This window comes from Mycobacterium sp. NGS66 (assembly GCF_059812225.1).
This window is the reverse complement of the sequence record NZ_JCALCG010000001.1, coordinates 48,257-64,376: the sequence shown is the minus strand read 5'-3', so window position 1 is coordinate 64,376 and position 16,120 is coordinate 48,257. Positions and strand designations below refer to the sequence as shown.

The following is a 16,120-nucleotide window of genomic DNA, read 5'->3' as shown; positions in this document are numbered from 1 at the left end:
GGTACCGCAACAGGCGGCTGGTGCGGGACTGCGGGTGCGGGACTGCGGTCCAGTGCCACCATGCCCGACGGCGTACCCGGGCCTGACCGGTCGAAACGGCAGTCAGATTCCGAATTCGGCTGCTATCCCGTCGATCCCGGCGCGGATGGCCTTCAGCGCGTCGGCGCGCGCGCGCAGTTTGGTTGCGGCATGGGCCTGCTGGTTGAGACCGGCGAATTCCTGCGCGGCCTCTTCGGCGCGGCTGCGCACCATCTCGGGCAGCACGATCTCGTCGACGAAGCCTGCGGCGAGCGCGGTTTCACCGAAGAACGTCTTGGCCAGCCCGGCGGCTTGCTGGTACGCGGACTGGGTCAGCCGCAGCTTCATGATCTCCAGGGCGGCATAGGGGATTGTCATACCGATCGCGACCTCGTTGGCCTGAATGTTGTACGCGTGGGCGGCAACCCGGTGGTCGCCGGAGGACAACAGGAAGGCTCCCATCGCGATGGCATGACCGGTGCACGCCATCACCACCGGCTTGGGGTAGGACAACAGGCGGTAGGACAACTCGAAGCCGCCGCGGAGCATGTCGATCGCCGGCTGTACCTGGCCGGAGGTAAGGATTTTCAGGTCGAAGCCACCGCTGAACACCCGCTCGTTGCCCGTTATCACCAGGGCCCCGACGGCGTCGCTGTCGGCTTGGTCGATCGCTTCGTTGAGCGCCTGCTGCATGGTCGGGCCCAGCGCATTGACCTTGCCGTCGTCCATCCTGATGACCGCGATGGAGTCCTTCTTGGTGTACGTGACCGGGCCGCTCATGAATACTCCTTCGCTGTTGGCTTCGCGGTGCGCCTCGCCGGGCGACACACGCGGGCGGGCCAAGTCACGCGCGCTGGCTGCGATGCCTGCCCAGTTCGTCTTCGCCGGCGCCCCACCGCAGGTTGACATCGGTAGGGTGATCGAGCTGGCGGATGCGCCACCGGTCCTGGGTTTCCTGCACCGCGGCGTTGATCCGGTCGATTTCGCTGCGGAATACCTCGGGACGCGTTTCCTTGCTTGCGTAATGGAAGTAGGTGAGCAGGCTGCGCAGCAGTTCCAGCTTCTGCTTCTCCCGCTTCGCCAGGTCATGCGACGTCATCAGCTCGATGCGCTGAACGGGCGGCAGAGCATCCCAGTCCAACACGACCTTGGTCTCCAGCGGTTTGCGCGGGGCCTTCCAGAACCGCCATCCCCTCGGTTGGTCCGGGCGGTCGTAGTAGATGACGGACCCCTCGAACCGGGACTCGATGGCGTTGCCGATCTCGGCGCGGTCCAGCGCGGAGTCCCACACCATCCGCCACTCCTGGCCGGGCGCCAGCGAGGGCAACTCTTTGGGCAGCTGTAGTTCGACGACGTCCGCGTAGCCGTCCGAGGCATTTTCGTATGCCGCCACGGTCGGCGGCGTCGGAAACTCGAAACGAATGTCGTAGGCGGCGGTGCGACCGAAGTTGCGGACCACCACTTCGATCACGTGCCAGTCGGTGACATGCGGTTCCATCGTCATGCCGACATGTGGCCGAATCTGCTCCGCGGCCAGTGCGCGGTTACGCCGGATCTGATAATTCGTGAAGATCAGCGCGACGATGCCCAGGGCGAGCAACGCCCATACCGACCACACCAGCCAGGCGTTGGATCCAAAGTCTGTGGCTCCGGACCAGCCCTGGACCCACCCCATGGAATCCACCTCCCGCTTATACCACAGTTATTGCGGCCACAAAATTCGGAAAAATGGTTGGCTTAGCCGCTCTCAAGGATGTTGTGGGCGGTTCTCAACCACCCATCAACATGCGCCACTGGTCGAGATTTCGGGCGCGGTAGACGTAGTTGGAACGCTTGACCTCCGACAGCGCGGCGCTGGGTTCGGCCGAATACCAGTGGCCCGGAAACACCGTCGGGTCACCGGGGAGCTGGGCGAGTATCTGCAGGCTGCGGTAAATCTCGTCGGAGTCGCCACCCGGAAAGTCGGTGCGGCCACAGCCCTCCAGGAACAGGGTGTCGCCGGCCACCAGCCGGCCGTCCACCAGGAAGCACTGGCTGCCCGGCGTGTGACCGGGAGTGTGCAGCAGTTCGATCTCGATGTCGCCGACGCTCACCTTGTCGTGGTTCTCGTGCGTGGTCAGGTCACCCAAACTGATCCCGGTGATCCGCGAAACCCACAGTGCCTCATGGCTATTGACGTGTACCGGGACGGCTTTGCGGTCCAGCAGTTCGGCCAGGCCCTTCAGCTCGAAGCCCATCATCGACCCGCCCACATGGTCGGGGTGATGGTGGGTTACCAGCACCCCGGACAGGTGCAGACCGTCGGCCTCGAGCGCGTCGACCAGATCACCGGCCGCGTAGGCCGGATCCACCACCACACAGTCGCCGGTCTCGCGGTCGCCGATCAGATACGCGAAATTGCGCATTTGCACCGCGAATACGTCGCCCACGGCGAAATCGCGACCGGAGAGCAGTTGACGAAAGTACAGCCGGTCCGAGTCTGACACCCAACCAGACTATGACTCGGGAAGTCGGCCTACCATTTCGGGCAGGTTCATCGGGTCAGAGGCCCTCGAATGGCGTCGACAGGGGAGGTGGTGTCCGACAATGCTCAAGAAGGTCGAGATCGAGGTTGACGACGAGCTGGTCCGCGAGGTCATCCGCCGTTACCACGTGCTTGACACGCAAGGCGCGGTTCATTTGGCGTTGCGTTCCTTCCTCGGGTTGGCGGGCGAGGGCAACACCAGCAATCCGGACGAGGAGTTCGACGAGTTGAGCGATCCGAAGGCCTGGGTTCGATCGGCCCGCAGCGACGACGGCTGACCGGCGGTTGCTGCCTGGGCCGGTTTGCGTGGTTTGGTGACGTTGCGCGCCAGGCTGTACCCTCTTACAGGCCCTTAAAGCGAACCCGCACGACTGGTCGCTACGGGTGAGCGGCCCCCTTAGCTCAGTCGGTAGAGCGTTTCCATGGTAAGGAAAAGGTCAACGGTTCGATTCCGTTAGGGGGCTCGGCGGACGCCGAGCAGGCTGGCGGCCCCGACCCTGAACGGGGTGGACCAGAGGCGATGTAGCTCAGTCGGTTAGAGCGAACGACTCATAATCGTTAGGTCGCCGGTTCGAGTCCGGCCATCGCTACAACAAAACAACTCAAGACGTTAAAAAGAACTCAAGACGTGCGAGAGACAGAGCTGAGAGAGAACCGTCATGGCTTCCAGTACCGACGTGCGGCCGAAGATCACTTTGGCATGCGAGGTGTGCAAGCACCGTAACTACATCACCAAGAAGAATCGCCGAAATGATCCCGACCGGATGGAGCTGAAGAAGTTCTGCCGCAATTGCGGTAAGCACCAGCCGCACCGCGAGACACGCTAATCGGGCCCGAACCGTACCCGAACAGTAACTGTCCGGAATTGCTAGATAGGTTTCACAGCCGTGGGTTTGAGCACAGACATTGTCGGGATGCATTTCCGCTATCCCGACCACTATGAGGTCGAGCGGGAAAAGATCCGCGAGTATGCCGAGGCCGTGCAAAACACCGATGCCGCATTTTTCACCGAGGACGCGGCTGCCGAACTCGGCTACAAGAGCCTGGTGGCTCCGCTGACTTTCATCTGTGTATTCGGTTACAAGGCACAGTCGGCGTTTTTCAAGCACGCCAACATCGCGGTCCAGGACGCCCAGATCGTCCAGGTCGACCAGGTGTTGAGGTTCCGCAAGCCGATCGCCGCCGGCGACAAGCTGTACTGCGATGTCTGGGTGGATTCGATGCGAGAGGCGCACGGCACCCAGATCATCGTGACCAAGAACATCATCACCGACGAAGCGGGTGACATTGTGCAGGAGACCTACACGACCCTGGCGGGCCGTGCGGGTGAGGACGGAGAAAAGGGATTTTCACATGGCGCTGCGTGAGTTCAGTTCGGTCAAAGTCGGGGATCAGCTTCCCGAGCGGGTCTACCCGCTGACCCGCCAGGACCTGGTGAACTATGCCGGGGTATCCGGTGATTTGAACCCGATCCACTGGGACGACGAGATCGCGAAGGTCGTCGGCCTGGACACCGCGATCGCGCACGGCATGCTGACCATGGGCATCGGCGGGGGCTACGTCACCTCGTGGGTCGGCGACCCGGGTGCCGTGACGGAGTACAACGTGCGGTTCACCGCCGTCGTGCCGGTGCCGAACGACGGCAAGGGCGCCGAGCTCGTCTTCAACGGCAGGGTGAAGTCGGTCGATCCGGACAGCAAGTCGGTGACGATCGCCCTGACGGCAACCACCGATGGGAAGAAGATCTTCGGCCGGGCCATCGCTTCAGCGAAACTGGCGTAAGCATGGCCCTCAAGACTGATATCCGCGGAATGATCTGGCGGTATCCGGACTGCTTCGTGGTGGGGCGCGAACAACTCCGTAGTTTCGCCAGCTCGATCAAGTGCGAGCATCCCGCTTACTTCCACGAGGACGCGGCGGCCGAACTCGGTTACGACAACATCGTCGCACCGCTGACGTTCGCCACGGTCCTTGCGAAGCTGGTCCAGACCGACTTCTTCCAGCACGTGGATGTGGGCATGGAGACGATGCAGATCGTCCAGGTCGACCAGCGCTTCGTCTTCTACAAGCCGATTCTCGCCGGCGACGTGCTGTGGGCCCGGATGGACATTCACTCGGTCGACGAGCGTTTCGGGGCCGACATCGTCGTCACCAAGAACATCTGCCATAACGACCATGGGGAGCTGGTGCTGGAGGCCTACACCACCCTGATGGGCCAGCAGGGCGACGGGTCCGCGCGGCTGAAATGGGACAAGGAATCCGGACAGGTCATCAGAACCGGGTAATTATCGGATTTCCTGCGTTGAAGTCGTATCTAGTACACTCGGACGTCGGGGTTTTCCCAGCATCTGCGCCTTTCCCGCGAATCGAACAGTCGTGAATCGACCGAGTCGTGAATCGACCCAGCGGAGGGCGCGCGTGTCATGTAGGCCCCGGCGCCGGGTGGCCCGGCCGGACTGGGTCCGTCCTGCCAACCGCGAAGGGGCGTAGCTCAACTGGCAGAGCAGCGGTCTCCAAAACCGCAGGTTGCAGGTTCAAGTCCTGTCGCCCCTGCAGGTACCGTGACATGGTGGACACTGGGGTAATGCCCGTTCGGACCGGATCCGGCGGGCAATAACCCGGGGGATGACTAGCGAACAAAGGAGCATGCGGTGAGCGACGAGGGCAACGCTGCCAACGACGCCGCAAGCGACGGCGGTGAAACCGAGGACGCCGGCGGTCGGACGGCGGTGGTGACCAAAACGGTGGCGCGGCCGCAGCGCCCCACCGGCAAGCGGACCCGCCAGAAGGCGACCGACACGGACGTCGAGACGTCGGTCGATGTCGAGGCCGCCACAGAAGAGAAATCCACCAAGTCCGCAAAGGGCGCCAAGGCCAAGACGGTTCGCAAATCCGCCAAGCCCAAGAAGAAGGCGGGCACTTCGGCCAACCCGATCATCTTCGTCATCAACTACCTCAGGCAGGTAGTCGCCGAGATGCGGAAGGTGATCTGGCCGAACCGCAAACAGATGCTTACCTACACCTCGGTGGTGCTGGTATTCCTGGCCTTCATGGTGGCGCTGGTCGGGCTTGCCGATTTCGGCCTGGCCAAGCTGGTGCTACTGGTGTTCGGCTGAGGCTTGAGAGTGACAGGAAGGACTGCAAACCGTGACTACCTTCGACGGTGACACGTCCGCGGGTGAGGCGGTCGACGTGCAGGAAGTCGGCACCGAGCAGGTTGCCGAGGCTCCGGCCGAAGAACTGGACCCCGCCGCCGCGCTCAAGGCGGAACTACGTACCAAACCCGGTGACTGGTATGTGATTCACTCCTATGCCGGATACGAGAACAAGGTCAAAGCCAACCTCGAGACCCGGGTGCAGAACCTGGACGTCGGCGACTACATCTTCCAGGTGGAAGTCCCCACCGAAGAGGTCACCGAGATCAAGAACGGCCAGCGCAAGCAGGTCAACCGCAAGGTGCTGCCGGGCTACATCCTGGTCCGCATGGATCTGACCGACGAGTCCTGGGCCGCGGTGCGCAACACACCCGGGGTCACCGGGTTCGTCGGAGCCACGTCGCGCCCGTCGCCGCTGTCGTTGGACGACGTGGTGAAGTTCCTGTTGCCACCGGGAGCGACGAAGAAGGCGGCCAAGGGCGCGGCCAGCACCAGCGCCGCCGCCGAAACCGGTGGGCTGGAACGGCCGGTGGTCGAGGTCGACTACGAGGTCGGCGAGTCGGTGACGGTCATGGACGGACCGTTTGCGACGTTGCCCGCCACGATCAGCGAGGTCAACGCCGAGCAGCAGAAGCTCAAGGTGCTGGTCTCCATCTTCGGCCGGGAAACGCCGGTGGAATTGACCTTCGGCCAGGTCTCCAAGATCTAGCCCGTCGCGCAAGCCACAAACCTAGGAAGGACGTCAAAACTTTATGGCCCCGAAGAAGAAGAAAGTCGCCGGGCTGATCAAGCTGCAGATCGTTGCGGGCCAGGCCAATCCGGCCCCGCCGGTCGGCCCAGCGCTCGGCCAGCACGGCGTCAACATCATGGAGTTCTGCAAGGCGTACAACGCCGCCACCGAGAACCAGCGCGGCAACGTCATCCCGGTGGAGATCACGGTCTACGAGGACCGCAGCTTCACGTTCACGTTGAAGACGCCGCCGGCGGCGAAGCTGTTGCTCAAGGCCGCGGGTGTGGGCAAAGGGTCGGCGGAGCCGCACAAGAACAAGGTGGCCAAGGTCAGCTGGGATCAGGTGCGCGAGATCGCCGAGACCAAGAAGGCCGACCTCAACGCCAACGACATCGATGCGGCCGCCAAGATCATCGCCGGCACTGCGCGGTCGATGGGCATCACCGTCGAGTAGTTTTTACAGACCGTGGGAGGGCCAGCTTCGGCCCGTTGGTAACCACGACCCAACACAGATTGGACAGTCAATGAGCAAAACCAGCAAGGCATATCGCGCGGCCGCCGAGAAGGTGGATCGCAGCCGTCTTTACAGCCCGTTACAGGCGGCCAAGCTTGCCAAGGAGACCTCGTCGACCAAGCAGGACGCGACCGTCGAGGTGGCGATCCGGCTCGGCGTCGACCCGCGCAAGGCAGACCAGATGGTCCGCGGCACGGTCAACCTGCCACACGGCACGGGTAAGACCGCCCGCGTTGCGGTATTCGCGGTCGGCGAGAAAGCCGAGCAGGCCGAGGCCGCGGGGGCTGACATTGTCGGCAGCGACGACCTGATCGAGAAGATTCAGGGCGGGTTCTTGGACTTCGACGCCGCGATCGCGACGCCCGACCAGATGGCCAAGGTCGGCCGTATCGCCCGCATCCTGGGTCCGCGCGGGTTGATGCCCAACCCCAAAACCGGCACGGTCACCCCGGACGTCGCCAAGGCCATCGCCGACATCAAGGGCGGCAAGATCAATTTCCGCGTCGACAAGCAGGCCAACCTGCACTTCGTCATCGGCAAGGCGTCGTTCGACGAGAAGAAGCTCGCCGAGAACTACGGCGCCGCGCTCGACGAGGTGCTGCGGCTCAAGCCGTCGTCGTCGAAGGGCCGGTATTTGAAGAAGGTGACCGTGTCGACGACGACGGGGCCGGGCATTCCGGTGGACCCGTCGGTCACCCGCAACTTCACCGCGGAGGTGTAGTTCCCCCGCGAGCAGACGCAAAATCCCCAATTTCCTCGGCGTGTCGGGGGATTTTGCGTCTGTTCGCCAAGCTTTGGCTACCCGCCGCACTCGGCGATGCGCCGCCGTAGGAAGTCGCGGCCTGGGTCAGATCCGTTGCACTGCAACGCCGCTCGATACCAGGTAAGCGCTTCGGCCCGGCGCCCAGCCCGTCGCAGCAAGTCGGCGCGCACCGACGCGACCAGATTGGAACGGGCCAGCCGGGGATCGTGCGCCACCTTGTCCAAAGCGGCCAGCCCGGCGTCGGGCCCGTCGCGCAAACCCACCGCCAGCGCGCGATTGGCCAGCACCACCGGCGAGTCGGTCAACTGCAACAGCCGGTCGTAGGCGGCGCAGATCGCGATCCAGTCCGTCTGCTCCCACGACGGCGCGGTGGCGTGCAAAGCGGCGATCACCGCCTGAGGCAGATACGGCCCGGTCGATCCCTGGGCGCGCCGCAGCCGGTCCAGGCCGCGGCTGATCCGACCGCCGTCCCACCGCCGACGGTCCTGTTCCTCGAGCGGGACCAGCGCGCCCTCGTCGTCCACCCGGGTGGCGCGCCGTGAATCATGCAGCAGCACAAGGGCCGCCAGGGCCTGTGCCTCGGGCTCCTGCGGCATCAGCGCGCACAGCTCCCCAGCCAGCCGCACACCCTCGTCGCACAATTCGTCTCGAATGGCCGACGGTCCCGCCGTCGACCAATAGCCCTCGGTGAAAACCGAGTAGATGCAGCTGAGCACGTGCGGTGTGCGCTCGGGCAGCAGTTCGGCGGGCGGCACCCGCAGCGGGATGTTGGCATGCCGAATCTTGTTCTTGGCCCGTGTGATTCGCTGACCGACGGCGCTTTCGGCCTGCAGTAGCGCGCGAGCGATCTCGGCCACGGTCAACCCGGACACCAACCGCAGCGTCAGGGCCAGTTGCGAAGGCCGGTCCAGCGCCGGGTGGGCGCAGGTGAACATCATCCGTAGTTCGTCGTCGCGTACCGGATGCGGCTCACTGTGGTCGGTACGAGCCCGGATATCGTCCAACACGGCTGCCAATTCCTTTCCCGGACGGGCAGATTCGCGGCGTAGCCGATCCCGTGCGCGATTTCGCGCGACGGTTACCAGCCATCCGCCGGGGTTGTCCGGCACGCCGTCGCGCGGCCAGGTACGAAGCGCTTCGGCGCAGGCTTCCTGGACGGCGTCTTCGGCGACGGTGAGGTCGCCCGACCAGCGGGCCAGGGCGGCCACGGCGGGACCCCACTCGCGCCGAAAGACGCCGTCCAGGTTGGTCATCCCGGTCCTACAGGTGGGAGACTCCCGCCAACTGGCGCAGCTGCACGGCCGAGGCGGGAATCATCGCGGCCAGCTTGACCGCTTCGTCACGATCGGTGGCGGTGAGCAGATAGAAGCCGGTGGCGATCTCGGCTCCTTCTACGAAGGGCCCGTCGGTCAGCAGCACCTGGCCGTCGCGGACGCGTACCGTCGTCGCGGTCGCCGGCTCGTGCAATGCGGCGCCGCCCACAATGTGATCGCCTGCGGCAGTGGCGAATTCGCCGTGCCGCGCCGCCTCCGCCTGCCACTCTGCAGTGCCCGGGGTGCGTACGGATGCGGGTGGTTCCTGTAGCAGCGCCAGCCACTGGGCACTGCCGGCGTTCGCCCATTCGGGATCGAAGACATGGTAGGTGGGCCGAACTTCGATCGTGCCGTAGCTGGCGACTGGGATATCGCGCGCCAACGCCAGCGCCTCGTCGAGGTTCTCCGCTTCGAACACGTAGTAGCCGCAGGCCACTTCGGCGGATTCGGCGAACGGGCCGTCGGTGACGAGCGGCGCCTCCGGGCCGCCCGTGATGCGCACCGCGGCCGCCGCGGGCGTCAAGGCGTCACCGGCGCGGATGGCCGATCCGGCCTTGGCATGAAAGCTGTCGAATGCCGCCATCAGGGAGTCACGCTCGTCGGGTGCGAGTTCCGGCTCCCGACTGATCAACAGGGCGAAGTACTGCATTTGTGGTCACCTCCGATAGCGAGCGGAACCCCGTGTTCCACTCTCTACCTATCCGACGAACGGCGTGCCCACAATCCGACAGGTCTCGCGAAACGACCGTCAGGCCGCAGCGGCCCCCGGCTTCAGGTACGTCACCAGGCTGCAGTCCAGCATCTCGTCGGTGAAGTAGTGCTCGCAGCCGCGCAGGTATTTCATGTACCGGTTGTAGACCTCTTCAGAGGTGACCTCGATGGCCTTCTCCCGGTTGGACTCCAGCGTGTCGCCCCAGATGCGCAACGTCTTGATGTAGTGCGGCCGCAGCGAAAGTGCTTCCGGCACAATGAAACCGGCCTTTTCGCCGTGCTCCACCATCATCTCGGTGGACGGCAGCCGGCCGCCGGGGAAGATCTCGGTGATGATGAACTTGATGAATCGCGCCGTCTCGAAACTCAGCTTTTTGCCGCGCGCGGCCATCTCGAACGGGTGATAGCTGACGCTGCTCTGGACGGTCATCCGGCCGTCCTCGGGCATGATGTTGAAGCACCGCTTGAAGAAGTCGTCATAGTTCTCGTGCCCGAAGTGCTCGAAGGCCTCGATCGACACGATCCGGTCGACCGGTTCGCCGAAGTCTTCCCAGCCCTGCAACCGCACCTCGCGGGAGCGGTTGGTGTCGATGCTGTCCAGTACCTGCTGACAGCGGGCGTGCTGGTTCTTCGACAGGGTCAGGCCGATGACGTTGACGTCGTACTTCTCGACGGCCCGTTTCATGGTGGTGCCCCAACCGCAGCCGATGTCCAGCAGCGTCATGCCCGGTTTGAGGTCCAGCTTGCTCAGGTTGAGGTCGATCTTGGCGTACTGGGCCTGTTCGAGCGAGATGTCCGGGGGCTCGAAGTAGGCGCAGCTGTAGGTCCGCGTCGGGTCCTGGAACAGCGCGAAGAAGTCGTCAGAGACGTCGTAGTGCGCCTGGATGTCTTCGGAGCGGGTCCGGATCTTCGTCGGGCCAGCCTGGTTGTCAGCCATTGTCGTTCTGTTCTCCTGAATGAATTAGCCATCTAGACGCACGCACGACGTGCAACCATACCCAACCGCGTGACTACTTCACCAAGGTGAACTGGTTGCAGTCGACATATCCCATGCGGAAGGCTTTGGCGCAGCCGGTCAGGTACTTCATGTAACGCTCGTACATCTCCTCGGACTGTAGCGCGATCGCCTCGTCCTTGCGTGCCTGCAGCGCCTCGGCCCAGAAGTCGAGCGTCTTGGGGAAGTCCGTCTGCAGCGACTGGATTTCGGTCACCGTGAAACCGACCTTCTCGCAGTGCTCCTGGACGGTCTCGATCATCGGCAGCCGGCCGCCCGGGAAGATGTCGGTGACGATGAACCGGATGAACTTGGCCATCTCCATCGTCAACGGAATGCCGCGCTCCATCACCTGCTTGACGTGCAAGCCGGTGATCGAGTGCAGCAGCATCCTGCCGTCCGCGGGCAGGGCTTCGTACACGAACTTGAAGAAGTCGTCGTAGCGGTCGTAGCCGAAGTGCTCCAGCGCCTCGATCGTGACGATGCGGTCCACCGGCTCGGTGAACTCGCACCAGTCGTTCAGCAGCACCCGGTGCGAGCGATTGGTGTCGACTCCGTCGAGCACTTGCCGGCAGTAGGCGTGCTGGTTTTTCGACACGGTCAGGCCGACGACGTTGACGTCGTACTTCTCCAGGGCCCGTTTCATGACGGAGCCCCAGCCGCAGCCGACGTCGAGCAGGGTCATTCCCGGCTCCAGCGCCAGCTTGTCCAAAGTCAGGTCGATCTTGGCGAGCTGCGCCTCTTCCAGGGTCATGCCCTCGCGCGGAAAATACGCGCAGCTGTAGGTCCGAGTCGGATCCACGAACAGCGCGAAGAATTCGTCGGAAAGGTCGTAGTGTGCCTGGACATTTTCGTCGTTCGGCCGGGTATTCATAGAGGTATTGACAGAGCCCCTTGGGTTCTCAGGCATAAGTGCTCCCTAGTGCTCCCACTATTGACGGGCACCTTCGCGAGGTAGCCATCCCCGCGACCCTACACGCGACGGGTCCCCGAGCCGGCATTTGAGGTCGCGTGACCCCGGTTTTCTCGATCGAGGTCGCTCAGATGTCCGCCCGACTGGCGCAATCACTATTTCTCCAAGGTGAATTGGTTGACGTCGATGTAGCCCACCCGGAATCCATCTGCGCAACCGGTCAGGTACTTCATGTACCGCTCGTACACCTCTTCGGACTGGATCTCGATGGCCTCGTCCTTATGCGCCTCGAGTGCCGCTGCCCACAGATCGAGCGTCCTGGCGTAATGCGGCTGCAGCGACTGGCGACGAGTCAGCTTGAATCCCGCTTTCGACGAGTGCTCCTCGACCATCTCGATCGACGGCAACCGGCCGCCCGGGAAGATCTCGGTGACGATGAACTTGATGAAGCGCGCCATTTCGAAGGTCAGCGGGATGCCACGTTCAATGCACTGCGGGCCGGTCAAACCGGTGATGGTGTGCAGCAGCATCACGCCGTCTTCGGGCAGCACGCGAGAGGCCATCGCGAAGAAGTCGTCGTAGCGGTCGTGACCGAAGTGCTCGAACGCGCCGATCGACACGATGCGGTCGACGGGCTCGTCGAACTGTTCCCAGCCGTTTAGCAGGACTCGCTTGCTGCGCGGACTGTCCATTTCCTCGAACGACTTCTGCACGTGCGCAGCCTGGTTCTTGGACAACGTCAGCCCGATGACGTTGACGTCGTACTTCTCGATGGCCCGCCGCATCGTGGCACCCCAGCCGCAGCCGACGTCGAGCAGGGTCATTCCCGGCCGCAGGCCCAATTTGCCCAGTGCCAGGTCGATTTTGGCGAGTTGCGCTTCCTCCAGCGTCATGTCATCGCGCTCGAAATAGGCGCAGCTGTAGGTCTGGGTGGGGTCGAGGAACAGCCGGAAGAAGTCGTCGGACAGGTCGTAATGCGCCTGCACATCGGCGAAGTGCGGCGTCAGCTTCTGGGCCATGATTTATATGCCTTCCTGAAGCACACCGATCCCCGGCGCTACTGCTGGCGAAATGTTATCCGACTTGGGGCTGCAGCACGAAACCGGGCGCGCGTTTCCCCAGCTCAGACGGTGTGCCGCTATTTCGTAAGGGTGAACTGGGCGACGTTGATGAGTCGCCTGCGGAAGCGGTCTGCGCAGCCGGTCAGATAGTGCATGAAGTTGTTGTACGTCTCTTCCGATTGCAGCTCGATGGCCCGTTCCCGGTTGGCTTCCAGGTTGGCCGCCCACATGTCCAGCGTCCGCGCATAATGTTGCTGCATCAGTTGGGTGTCTTCCAAGAAAAACCCTGCGGCCTTGGCATTTTCGACGATGTCGTCTTCCGACGGCAGTTCGCCGCCCGGAAATATCGACTCCCGCAAGAACTTCAGGAAACGAAGGTCTTTCATCAGCAGCGGAATGCCCTGCTCGTGCAGCCACCTGCGGTCGTAGGTGAACAAGCTGTGCAACAACATTCGGCCGTCGTCGGGAAGGATCTCATAGGCGCGCTCGAAAAACGCCGGATAGCGCTCCTTCTTGAAGGCGTCGAAGGCCTCGATGGTGATGATGCGGTCGACCTTCTCGTCGAATTCCTCCCACCCCTGCAAACGCGCCTCGGCGTGGCGCTGCGTGGGGATCGCGGCGAGCCTGGCTTTGCTGCGCTCACAGTGGTTGCGGCTCAACGTGATTCCGATGACATTCACGTCGTACTTCTCCACCGCACGGACCAGCGCTCCACCCCACCCGCATCCGACGTCGAGCAATGTCATCCCCGGCTCGAGGTTCAGCTTGTCCAGTGCCAGGTCCAGCTTGGCCAGCTGCGCTTCTTCCAGGGTCATGTCGTCACGCTCGAAGTAAGCGCAGGTGTACACCCAGGTGGGGTCGAGGAATAGCGCGAAGAAGTCGTCAGAAATGTCGTACGCCGACTGCGACTCTTCGTAATAAGGTGTCAATTTGGACATCTTGCGACAACCTCCCGCCTGATAACCGTACAGCCCTGCGAGGCACGTCTGTCGTACCCACGAGGAGAAGTGTTAAGCATGCTGCTCCGCTTCAGCCGGCCGCGGCGAAGTTACTCCGCAGCTCGCTGATGACCTGATCCCACAGCTGCTGCGGCAAATCATGGCCCATTCCGTCGAATAACACCAATCGTGCTCCTTTGATAGCGCGCGCAACCGCACGGCCTCCCAGTGGCCGCATCAGCTTGTCTGCCCGGCCATGGATCACCACGGTCGGTGCGGCGATGCGCCGGTCGTAACGCAGCAGGCTGCCGCTGCCGAGGACCGCGCTGAAGTGTCGCGCAACCCCCCAGGGATAGTAGCTGCGGTCGTAGCTCTCGGCGGCCTCGGCTCGGACCTGTTCCACCGGCGCGCGGTAGGCCGGACTGCCGATGATCTCGGTGACCCGCACCGCATTCTCGACGATGACATCGCGGGGCGAGTCCGGCGGCGGCCCTTTGAGCAGCGCCAGCAGCGCCCGCGGGGCGGGTGGTGGCAGGAATCGCCGATTGTTGCTGGAAAAGATCACCGCCAGGCTCTTGGTTCGTTCGGCGAAACGGGCGGCGAAGATCTGCGCGATCATGCCGCCCATCGAGGCGCCGACGATGTGGGCCCGTTCGATGCCGAGGTGGTCCAGGATGGCCGCGGCGTCGTCGGCCATGTCCTCCAGGGTGTACGCGGAGCGCGCGGGCAGGCCGACCCAGAAGCGCAACATCCGGGCCGGCAGCGATTGACCGCTGCGGTGTCGTTCGGTCTTGTCCGAAAGGCCGACGTCGCGGTTGTCGTATCGGATGACCCGCAGCCCGTTGCCGACGAGTTGCTCGCAAAAGGCGGTGCGCCACAGCAGCAGCTGAGCGCCCAGGCCCATGATCAGCAGCACCGGCGGATGGTCGATGTCGCCCATGTCCTCGTAGTAGAGCTTCAGCTCGCCGTCCGGGCCGGCCGCTGCGCTCGAACTCGCATAGCCGCTGCGAATCTCCACTCGTGCCGCCTCCTCAGGCTTCGACGTCGGGTTGATGCTCACGGCTGACCTCGACCATGAAGTTGGCGAAGTATCCGGTCAGTTGGGGGTCCGACATCATCTGCCATTTCGGCGCCAGCAGCTTCATGTACCGCTCGACGTACAGGAACTGCTTGCCGATCAGCACCAGCTCGCGCGGCAGCTTGACGTCGTACGCGTCAGCAAGCGCCGACAGCTGCCGCCCGATGTCGGCGTAGGACATCTCGCCCAGCGTCGTCATGGTCAGTGGGGTGGCGAAGCTGGCCAGGTCCTTGGCGGCCTGCTCTTCGGGCTTCATGGTGCCCACGGCGCCCATCAGCACGACGATCTTGCCGGCGGCGGCGTGGTCCTTCTTCACCAGCAGCGCGTACACCAGTTCGCGCAGCAGCCAGCGAGTCCGGGGATCGATGCGGCCCATGATCCCGAAGTCGAAGAACACGATGCGGCCCTGCTCATCGACGTAGAGGTTGCCGGCGTGCAGGTCGCCGTGGAACAGGCCGTGCCGCAGACCGCCCTCGAACACCGAGAACAGCAACGCCTTGACCAGCTCGGTGCCGTCGAACCCGGCCTTGCGGATGGCGGCGACGTTGTCGATGCGGATGCCGTGCACGCGCTCCATGGTCAGCACCCGTTCGCTGGTGAACTCCCAGTGCACTTTCGGCACCCGGATGTTCTTGCCCAACGGTGACGCGTGCAGGTGGGACACCCAGGCCTCCATGGACTGCGCCTCGAGGCGAAAGTCCAGCTCTTCGGCCAGGTTGTCGGAGAAGTCGGCGACGACGTCCTGCGCGGACAGCCGTCGCCCCAGCTTGGCCAGCTCGACGGCCTGGGCGAACCGCTTGAGGATCTGCAGGTCGGCGGCGACGCGCCGGCGAATTCCCGGCCGCTGAATCTTGACGACTACCTCTTCGCCGGTTTTGAGCGTCGCGTAGTGCACCTGAGCGATCGACGCCGAGGCAAACGGCTCTTCTTCGAAGCTGGCGAACAATTCCGCCGGGTCGCCGCCGAGCTCCTCGGCTAACAGCTTGTGCACCTCTTGGGTGTCGGCCGGTGGTACCCGATCAAGCAGTCCGCGGAACTCGCGGGACAGCGTCTCGCCGAAAGCCCCCGGGCTGGAGGCGATGATCTGCCCGAACTTCACATAGGTCGGCCCCAAGTCGGCGAAGGTGTGTGGGATCTCCCTGATCACCTTCTGCTGCCACGGCCCCTTGGCCGGCAGCTTGGTGACGACCCGGGCGGCGGCCCGGGTGACCTGCCAACCGGTGGCAGCGACCCGGGCAGCTTCAACCGGCAACGGCACCCGGTCGAGCTGGACCACCTCGCGGTGTTTAGTGGAGCTCATTTCAGCAGTGTGCCAAATTCCGGTAGTCAACTCCCAATTTGCGTGAGCCCGCTCACGTGCCCGGTTATGGCCGCCGAACGTGTTATGAGTGCGAAAATCCGGCCGTCT

At 63.7% G+C, this 16,120-nt stretch carries 20 protein-coding genes and 3 tRNA genes; 12 read left to right on the top strand and 11 right to left on the bottom strand.

Annotation, left to right across the window (positions count from 1 at the left end):
- Nucleotides 1-102 precede the first annotated feature (102 nt).
- From AC5Y2L_RS00335 to AC5Y2L_RS00325, 3 genes are all read right to left on the bottom strand, one after another.
- The gene (locus AC5Y2L_RS00335) at nucleotides 103-798 is read right to left on the bottom strand and encodes a crotonase/enoyl-CoA hydratase family protein (RefSeq protein ID WP_499938419.1); all 696 of its coding nucleotides are present in this window, start codon (nucleotides 796-798) and stop codon (nucleotides 103-105) included.
- Between the two features lie 64 nt (nucleotides 799-862).
- Nucleotides 863-1,693 carry a DUF8453 domain-containing protein gene (locus AC5Y2L_RS00330; protein ID WP_499938418.1) on the bottom strand — a complete coding sequence of 277 codons (831 nt, stop codon included), beginning with the start codon at nucleotides 1,691-1,693 and terminating at the stop codon, nucleotides 863-865.
- A gap of 94 nt (nucleotides 1,694-1,787) precedes the next feature.
- A complete protein-coding gene (locus tag AC5Y2L_RS00325) occupies nucleotides 1,788-2,504 on the bottom strand; it encodes an MBL fold metallo-hydrolase (RefSeq protein ID WP_499938416.1) in 717 nt (238 codons plus the stop codon).
- Between the two features lie 100 nt (nucleotides 2,505-2,604).
- Here AC5Y2L_RS00325 and AC5Y2L_RS00320 point away from each other — a divergent pair, with 100 nt between their 5' ends.
- The 12 genes from AC5Y2L_RS00320 (at nucleotide 2,605) to rplA (ending at nucleotide 7,662) form a co-directional block, all read left to right on the top strand.
- A complete protein-coding gene (locus AC5Y2L_RS00320; RefSeq protein ID WP_499938414.1) occupies nucleotides 2,605-2,820 on the top strand; it encodes a type II toxin-antitoxin system VapB family antitoxin in 216 nt (71 codons plus the stop codon).
- 113 nt (nucleotides 2,821-2,933) lie between these two features.
- Nucleotides 2,934-3,006 (top strand) — tRNA-Thr (locus AC5Y2L_RS00315).
- 52 nt (nucleotides 3,007-3,058) lie between these two features.
- Nucleotides 3,059-3,132, top strand: a tRNA-Met gene (locus AC5Y2L_RS00310).
- Between the two features lie 69 nt (nucleotides 3,133-3,201).
- Nucleotides 3,202-3,369, top strand: coding sequence for a 50S ribosomal protein L33 (gene rpmG, locus AC5Y2L_RS00305; RefSeq protein ID WP_067231004.1), 168 nt, complete (start codon nucleotides 3,202-3,204; stop codon nucleotides 3,367-3,369).
- A 60-nt stretch (nucleotides 3,370-3,429) separates the two neighbouring features.
- Nucleotides 3,430-3,909: a (3R)-hydroxyacyl-ACP dehydratase subunit HadA gene (gene hadA, locus AC5Y2L_RS00300; RefSeq protein ID WP_499938412.1), complete on the top strand. Its 480-nt coding sequence runs from the start codon at nucleotides 3,430-3,432 to the stop codon at nucleotides 3,907-3,909.
- Nucleotides 3,896-4,324, top strand: a complete 429-nt coding sequence (hadB, locus tag AC5Y2L_RS00295) for a (3R)-hydroxyacyl-ACP dehydratase subunit HadB (protein ID WP_499938410.1) — start codon at nucleotides 3,896-3,898, stop codon at nucleotides 4,322-4,324. Before hadA ends, hadB begins: the two co-directional genes overlap by 14 nt.
- Nucleotides 4,325-4,326: 2 nt before the next feature.
- Nucleotides 4,327-4,827 (top strand): (3R)-hydroxyacyl-ACP dehydratase subunit HadC, encoded by a 501-nt coding sequence (gene hadC / locus AC5Y2L_RS00290; protein ID WP_499938408.1) that lies wholly within the window; start codon nucleotides 4,327-4,329, stop codon nucleotides 4,825-4,827.
- Nucleotides 4,828-5,022: 195 nt separating this feature from the next.
- Nucleotides 5,023-5,095, top strand: a tRNA-Trp gene (locus AC5Y2L_RS00285).
- Between the two features lie 98 nt (nucleotides 5,096-5,193).
- The gene (gene secE / locus AC5Y2L_RS00280) at nucleotides 5,194-5,658 is read left to right on the top strand and encodes a preprotein translocase subunit SecE (RefSeq protein WP_499938406.1); all 465 of its coding nucleotides are present in this window, start codon (nucleotides 5,194-5,196) and stop codon (nucleotides 5,656-5,658) included.
- Nucleotides 5,659-5,689: 31 nt separating this feature from the next.
- Nucleotides 5,690-6,406 (top strand): transcription termination/antitermination protein NusG, encoded by a 717-nt coding sequence (nusG, locus tag AC5Y2L_RS00275; protein ID WP_499938404.1) that lies wholly within the window; start codon nucleotides 5,690-5,692, stop codon nucleotides 6,404-6,406.
- A 43-nt stretch (nucleotides 6,407-6,449) separates the two neighbouring features.
- Nucleotides 6,450-6,881 (top strand): 50S ribosomal protein L11, encoded by a 432-nt coding sequence (rplK, locus tag AC5Y2L_RS00270; RefSeq protein ID WP_499938402.1) that lies wholly within the window; start codon nucleotides 6,450-6,452, stop codon nucleotides 6,879-6,881.
- A gap of 70 nt (nucleotides 6,882-6,951) precedes the next feature.
- The gene (gene rplA / locus AC5Y2L_RS00265; protein ID WP_499938400.1) at nucleotides 6,952-7,662 is read left to right on the top strand and encodes a 50S ribosomal protein L1; all 711 of its coding nucleotides are present in this window, start codon (nucleotides 6,952-6,954) and stop codon (nucleotides 7,660-7,662) included.
- Between the two features lie 77 nt (nucleotides 7,663-7,739).
- Here the strand turns inward: rplA and AC5Y2L_RS00260 are convergent, their stop codons facing one another.
- From AC5Y2L_RS00260 to AC5Y2L_RS00225, 8 genes are all read right to left on the bottom strand, one after another.
- The gene (locus AC5Y2L_RS00260) at nucleotides 7,740-8,957 is read right to left on the bottom strand and encodes an RNA polymerase sigma factor (RefSeq protein ID WP_499938398.1); all 1,218 of its coding nucleotides are present in this window, start codon (nucleotides 8,955-8,957) and stop codon (nucleotides 7,740-7,742) included.
- A gap of 7 nt (nucleotides 8,958-8,964) precedes the next feature.
- Nucleotides 8,965-9,666, bottom strand: a complete 702-nt coding sequence (locus tag AC5Y2L_RS00255) for a YciI family protein (RefSeq protein WP_499938397.1) — start codon at nucleotides 9,664-9,666, stop codon at nucleotides 8,965-8,967.
- 99 nt (nucleotides 9,667-9,765) lie between these two features.
- A complete protein-coding gene (mmaA4, locus tag AC5Y2L_RS00250) occupies nucleotides 9,766-10,665 on the bottom strand; it encodes a hydroxymycolate synthase MmaA4 (RefSeq protein WP_499938395.1) in 900 nt (299 codons plus the stop codon).
- Nucleotides 10,666-10,738: 73 nt separating this feature from the next.
- A complete protein-coding gene (gene mmaA3, locus AC5Y2L_RS00245; RefSeq protein ID WP_499938393.1) occupies nucleotides 10,739-11,596 on the bottom strand; it encodes a methoxy mycolic acid synthase MmaA3 in 858 nt (285 codons plus the stop codon).
- A gap of 194 nt (nucleotides 11,597-11,790) precedes the next feature.
- A complete protein-coding gene (mmaA2, locus tag AC5Y2L_RS00240; protein WP_499938392.1) occupies nucleotides 11,791-12,654 on the bottom strand; it encodes a cyclopropane mycolic acid synthase MmaA2 in 864 nt (287 codons plus the stop codon).
- A gap of 119 nt (nucleotides 12,655-12,773) precedes the next feature.
- Entirely contained in the window at nucleotides 12,774-13,634 is an 861-nt protein-coding gene (gene mmaA1, locus AC5Y2L_RS00235; RefSeq protein WP_499938390.1) for a mycolic acid methyltransferase MmaA1, read from the bottom strand.
- A 91-nt stretch (nucleotides 13,635-13,725) separates the two neighbouring features.
- The gene (locus AC5Y2L_RS00230) at nucleotides 13,726-14,652 is read right to left on the bottom strand and encodes an alpha/beta fold hydrolase (protein ID WP_499938613.1); all 927 of its coding nucleotides are present in this window, start codon (nucleotides 14,650-14,652) and stop codon (nucleotides 13,726-13,728) included.
- A gap of 13 nt (nucleotides 14,653-14,665) precedes the next feature.
- Nucleotides 14,666-16,012: an ABC1 kinase family protein gene (locus tag AC5Y2L_RS00225; protein WP_499938388.1), complete on the bottom strand. Its 1,347-nt coding sequence runs from the start codon at nucleotides 16,010-16,012 to the stop codon at nucleotides 14,666-14,668.
- Nucleotides 16,013-16,120: the final 108 nt, after the last annotated feature.